4 protein-coding genes are annotated in these 5,677 nt (G+C 51.4%); 1 reads left to right on the top strand and 3 read right to left on the bottom strand.

Annotated elements, in window-relative coordinates; all coding sequences use genetic code 11:
* Positions 1-73: 73 nt before the first annotated feature.
* Together MK323_14850 and MK323_14845 are read right to left on the bottom strand one after the other, a co-directional pair.
* Positions 74-925: a DUF2182 domain-containing protein gene (locus tag MK323_14850; protein MCH2483423.1), complete on the bottom strand. Its 852-nt coding sequence runs from the start codon at positions 923-925 to the stop codon at positions 74-76.
* A 13-nt stretch (positions 926-938) separates the two neighbouring features.
* Positions 939-1,610 (bottom strand): DUF1326 domain-containing protein, encoded by a 672-nt coding sequence (locus tag MK323_14845; GenBank protein ID MCH2483422.1) that lies wholly within the window; start codon positions 1,608-1,610, stop codon positions 939-941.
* A 1,045-nt stretch (positions 1,611-2,655) separates the two neighbouring features.
* On the opposite strand from MK323_14845, the gene recQ reads away from it, so the two are divergent.
* On the top strand, positions 2,656-4,473 hold the full coding sequence (recQ, locus tag MK323_14840) for a DNA helicase RecQ (GenBank protein ID MCH2483421.1): 1,818 nt from the start codon (positions 2,656-2,658) through the stop codon (positions 4,471-4,473).
* Between the two features lie 166 nt (positions 4,474-4,639).
* On the opposite strand, the gene MK323_14835 is transcribed toward recQ, so the two are convergent.
* On the bottom strand, positions 4,640-5,677 hold a 1,038-nt coding region (locus MK323_14835; protein MCH2483420.1), incomplete at its 5' end, for a hypothetical protein.

The raw sequence follows: 5,677 nt of genomic DNA, 5'->3' as shown, positions 1-5,677 counted from the left end.
CTCCACCATTTTCCTCTCTTATTATATCGTCCAATATCGTCCAGAACATGGCTTATTTCATGGCATCCGCGACTCAAGCGTAGAACAGCAGCACTGCGCCCCAGGCGATTAGGGCAACCCCGGTCAGCTGACCGATACGCACGCCGGCCGGCAAGAGCTTCTCGATGAGGATGTAGAGCGCAAGCCCAATGATCCAGTAGAGATTCATGACGCCGCCGTAGAACAGCAGGGCCATGAGGAACCAGCAGCAACCCAAGCAAAAGGCGCCGTGCACCAGGCCCATCCTGAATGCGCCGGTGCGCCCCGGCCGCCAGTGCGCGGAAAGAAAGCCGATAGGTGAGCGGCAATGCCTGAGGCAAGCATTCTTCAAGGGTGTGAGCTGCCAGACGCCCGCCGCGATGAGCAATGCCGCGGCAAGCACGGCGCTGGTACCTACCATTATGCCGGACAGGAGGCCGCTAGCTTCCAGGCCCCACTGGGCGCCAGTGGCAATGGCACTGAAGGCCGCCCACATGACCACGTAGCCGAGCGCAAACACGCCCGTCGGCACGTACGGTGCACCCTTCTCCTTACGCATCATGCGGGCGAACAGCAGCAACAGGGGTGCCGCGCTCGGCAGCATCATGCCGAACATCATGACCCACCACATGAGGAAGATGACTACGGCGTACCCGACTGTCCATGTGCCGGTGGCCATCAGGCTGTCGGCGGCCGTGCCTCCCGTCGACATCTCCTGCATGCTGGGTTGGGCCGAGTCGCTCACGCCCACCGACTGGGTCATCTGGGTCATCTCGAAGGCGCTCATGCCCATACCAGCGCCGGCAAGTATGTAGGCCCAACTCAGTACGATTACTGCGACCAGTGCGATCACCACCACGAGGCGATCGCGCCGGAGCACGGACTCCAGATCAAAGGCGGCTGCCACCAAAATTGGTGCCCTAGCTGGCGAGCGGGAAGCGGCGGCGGGACTCATCGAGGTCCAGGCTCAGGCCGTTCCGATCCCACACCACGTAGGACAGCGAGCTATGCCGGGAGGTGAAGTCGAACTTGATGTCGGCGACGCCCTTGGCTGCGCCGTCCGCCCCTTCCGCTTCGTGGAACACCCAGCCGTCGGGCAACGTCGTGATGATCCGTTGCTCAGTGTCGGTGACCGGATTCAGTATGGGCTTCGCCTCGGTGCGCAGTACGCCGGGTACGTCGATACGCCCGCGCCGAGCTTTGATGTCCCAGTTCCATCCAATCTCGGTGAATATCGGCTCGTGGTGATGCTCGATGATCACGCTGAAGATCTGGAACATAGTTCCAACTGGCTGGTCTTCGCCCGTCAAGATATAGAACAACGCATCGCGCTGCTCGTCGGTGGCGCGGCTCTCCAGGATGGGCTGCATGTGCCCGTTACCGTGATGGATAGCGCGGGGAAAGTAGAAGGTAGCGACGACGACCAAATCATCCAGTTTGACTCCGTCGCATTCGCCCCTGGTGATTTTGAAGCCCACCGCACCGTTGCATTCGCCCCGGGTCGGGGGTGCCATGGATTCGCAAGGGCAGCCGAAGTCGCAGCTACAAAACTCGATGTACTCCGCCTCAAGTGACCATTCTCTAATCGCCATCGTGCACCTCCTCATGCGTTGTCAGAAGTAGTGAAAAAATAAACCCCGTTTTTTACCGAGTCCAGGGTTAATTCGCTATCCGTTGCCTGCCGCCTATCGGAGTGGTAAGTCAAGTTTCGTTGGGCGGCAGCTGTTTAATGTAGACATCCTGTTGTGGAAAAGGGATTTCAACTCGATGTTTTCGAAATTCTCGGTCAACACCACACAACAGCATATCTATACTAGAGGATCCTGTATAAACGCAACCGTCTTATCGTCTAGGTCAGACCGGGTTCTACCAGCTCACCTTTTGAGTGTCCTATCTATAAACAGAGATACAAGCCGCGACAAAAGCACTGCTGCTAGAACGATGATTACTGCCTGAACGATACGACTATTGGGCAGGTAAACGCTAATTTGTTGAAGTATTTGTTCGATTTCGTGATTCATTTGTAGGCACCTTCAAGATAGTTCAAGGGGCCGCGAATCAGCTTAAATTACTGAGCCTAATTAATCATTGATTGTTTTTTGATGGTGCCTGTCGCACTACATCGCAGGACAGCATTAACAACCAGTAGGATAATCTATTGGAAAAGTACACAGTTCTGTACAGGAACTACCCACCAAAATAGCCCACCGAAGTGGGCTATTTTGTAACAACCGTTAAGAACCTAAATCAATCTTCGATGGTCAAGATTGATGTTTTCATTAATAAAGTTCTTCCCTTTGTTACTAGTGATTACCCAGCAACGCATTATTTGCCGATAACCCCACCTTGACATAGCAGTCAACAGACGGGACAGGGTCAACGGAGGGTCCCCGAATCCGGTGCAGAGAGTTCTTCCTTCTTTTCATCCTCCATTTGCCTCAGTTCTATCTGATAACATTAGAAATTCACCTGCGTGATTTATTCTTCCAGCATTCAATCAACAAACCCGCTCCTAAGAAACCCGAAGACCACTCGAGCCTCGACTACCTCCGAGTTACCTTGTTCGCATTAAAAGAAATCGTCAGCTACCTGGCTACGGTGAGCAGTAAGTTGAAACTGTTGTCGTAAGCAACAACCATGGCAGACTTAAAGGCAACTAGCCCAACCCAACTGCTCAACTCGACCTTTGGTTTTGAGTCTTTTAAGCCTGGTCAGCGACAAATAATTGATCATCTCTTAAGCAAGACTCATGTGCTGGCTGTGATGCCAACAGGCTCCGGCAAATCGTTGTGCTACCAGATACCTCCACTCGTTCTAAACGAACGTGCAGTTGTTGTATCACCACTTATGGCACTTATGGATGATCAAGTTGCCGCCCTACAGGATCTGGGTATTCCCGCTGACCGCATCCATTCCAATCGCAGCTATGAAGACAACAGCGAAGCATGGAATCAATTTAAGAGCCGTCAGTCTTCCCTGCTTTACATGTCCCCAGAAATGTTAATGAGTCAGAAAATGCTGGCCGCATTGCAGCGAGTTGAAACTGGAATGTTTGTGATTGATGAAGCTCACTGCATTTCAAAATGGGGCGCTAACTTTCGTCCCGATTATGAGGCCTTGTCGAAACTAAATGAGATTTTTCCTCAAGCAGTGATCGCCGCATTTACGGCAACAGCCGATACTGCGACACAACAAGACATTATCCAGAAACTTACCAAAAACAATGCCGTCAAGTTTGTGCAGGGGTTCGACAGGCCGAATTTACGACTAACTGTGAAGGCCAAGCTAAATTGGAAAACCCAACTCTTAGAGTTTCTTGACGATAAAAAGCAGTGCTCAGGAATCGTGTATTGCCTATCTCGTAAACAGACAGAGGAAGTGGCCGCGTTTCTTCAAAACAAAGGTTACAACTCGATTGCCTATCATGCTGGTTTAGATAGTGAGACTCGAAGCAAGAATCAGGACCGATTTATGACTGAACCTTGCGCCATCATGGCAGCCACTATTGCCTTCGGTATGGGCATAGACAAACCAGATATACGTTTTGTGGCACACGTTAGTCTTCCCGGAAGCATGGAAGCCTACTATCAGGAGATAGGGAGAGCTGGGCGGGACGGAGAACCGGCCGAAACATTACTACTCTATGGCCTGAACGACCTATTTCAGAGGCGTCGTTTCATCGAAGAAGATGGCGCAGACCAAAACTACAAACTGAGAGAACATAAGCGATTGGACTCTCTATTAGCCTATTGTGAAGCATCATCCTGTAGACGCATAGCGCTGCTCCACTATTTCGATGAACAGATTTCTCCCTGTCGCAATTGCGACAATTGTATAGACCCACCAGAGTTAATTGATGGTTCCGAACTGGCGAAAATGACACTCTCTGCGATTTACAGAACTGGGCAATTTTTCGGCGCAGCACACATCATAGATGTATTACGTGGCTCACGATCAGAAAAAATCATTGAGAGAGAGCATGATCAAATAAAAACTTTTGGTATCGGTTCCAAATATTCAAAACCTTATCTACAAAGTTTTATACGGCAACTTATAGCAGCTGGTCATATTGTCTTGAATATTAAAAAATACGGCGGACTGGAAATATCAGAGAGCGGTTTTAAGGTCCTAAAAGGCGCGACTGGCTTTCAATGCAAACAACCATCAGAACCGACGCCAAAACAGAAAATAGGTCGCACGTTAAAAGAAAGCATTCCAACGCATATCTATAGTGGGGAAAATGCTGAATTGTTATCTCGACTCAAACAAAAGCGATTAACACTCGCCCAAGACCAGGGTGTCCCAGCCTTCGTAGTCTTTGTAGATACAGTTCTGTACCAAATGGTGGAAAGAAAACCGAGAAATAGAGATGAGTTTTTGCATTTAGTGGGTGTCGGTCCAGCAAAACTAGCAAAGTACGGTGACAGTTTCCTGTCGGTAATCAACAACTCTTAATTTATCCAGTCCAATACCGTCCAACTGAAGTCAGGGCCTTCTTCAGCAACTTTGCCGGTAACTTTTGAAGCCAAATTGGCCTTTCATCTACAATTCAAGCAGTTATAAATTAAGGCGGCTTCCGCCGTCACTTTCTCCGCGTTGAAAGTGACGTAACTCTTGGCTGTCACACAAAGAATACGACGTAAGCCACAGCGAGCAGAATCTGCACCCCAGCAAAAGGCAGAGCCCGGGTCACGAAGCCGGCAAAGGATAGGTTCAGCCCATATTTGTGGATGATTGTGACCGCGACGAGGGTCGAGGCTGATCCGATGGGTGTCAGGTTTCCCCCGAGATTAGCGCCGAAAACCACAGCCCACCAGAAGGACGAATTTGGATCAGAGCCGATAACAGGGTTTGCGGCAAGGATCTTGGCCAGCATCGCGGCAAGCGGAATGTTGTCTGTAACCGAACTCGCAGCGGCCCCCAACACAACGATCAGGCCGGTGCCCAACGTATCACCCAGTCCAATGATGTGGGCGAGGCCCTTGCCGATTATCTCCAGCACAAGCGCGTGCTCCATGACATTGATGACTACGAACAGCGCAGCAAAAAACCCCAAAAGATCCCAGTCGATGGCCTGGTAAAACTTGTCCGCCACGGCCTTGAACCGCAAAAGCATGATCACACCGAAGGCTATGGCTACGTAGCCCATTCCCAGATCTCGGATCAACGGCAGCACCGAGGTCGTGGCAATTACAGCGATGAAAGCGATGAGCATCACAGCCCCGAACCAGAAAAATGCTTTGCTCTCGATACCGTCGCGCTCGTCGAAGCCTAATACCAGCCGCGCGGACTTCTCGCGTTCTTCAGGTGTCGCCAGACGGCGTACGTTGAAGATACGCGCACCCAGCCAGAGTGTCACCACGGTCGCCACCAGTACGAAGGGCCCGGCAACCACGAAAAAGCGGACGAACGAGATGCCGGCGGTCGTGCCGACGATAATGTTCGGCACCGAACTGATCAGGGTGAGCAGGCCACCCACGTTCGTCAAAAGCCCTTCGACAATCAGGAAACCGAGCAGTAAGTTATCCCGCTCTAAACGCTTCAGCGAGACTCCGGTCAACGACCCGACGATGATCATGGCAGTGACGTTGTTGAGGACGGCAGAAAACACCACGGTCATCACTCCGTAGTAAACAAGCAACTTCAGCGGGTCTCCCGC

The organism is Gammaproteobacteria bacterium, assembly GCA_022450155.1.
Lineage (GTDB): Bacteria > Pseudomonadota > Gammaproteobacteria > Arenicellales > UBA868 > REDSEA-S09-B13.
Note: the sequence above shows the minus strand (reverse complement) of the source record. Positions and strands in the feature narration are given on the sequence as shown.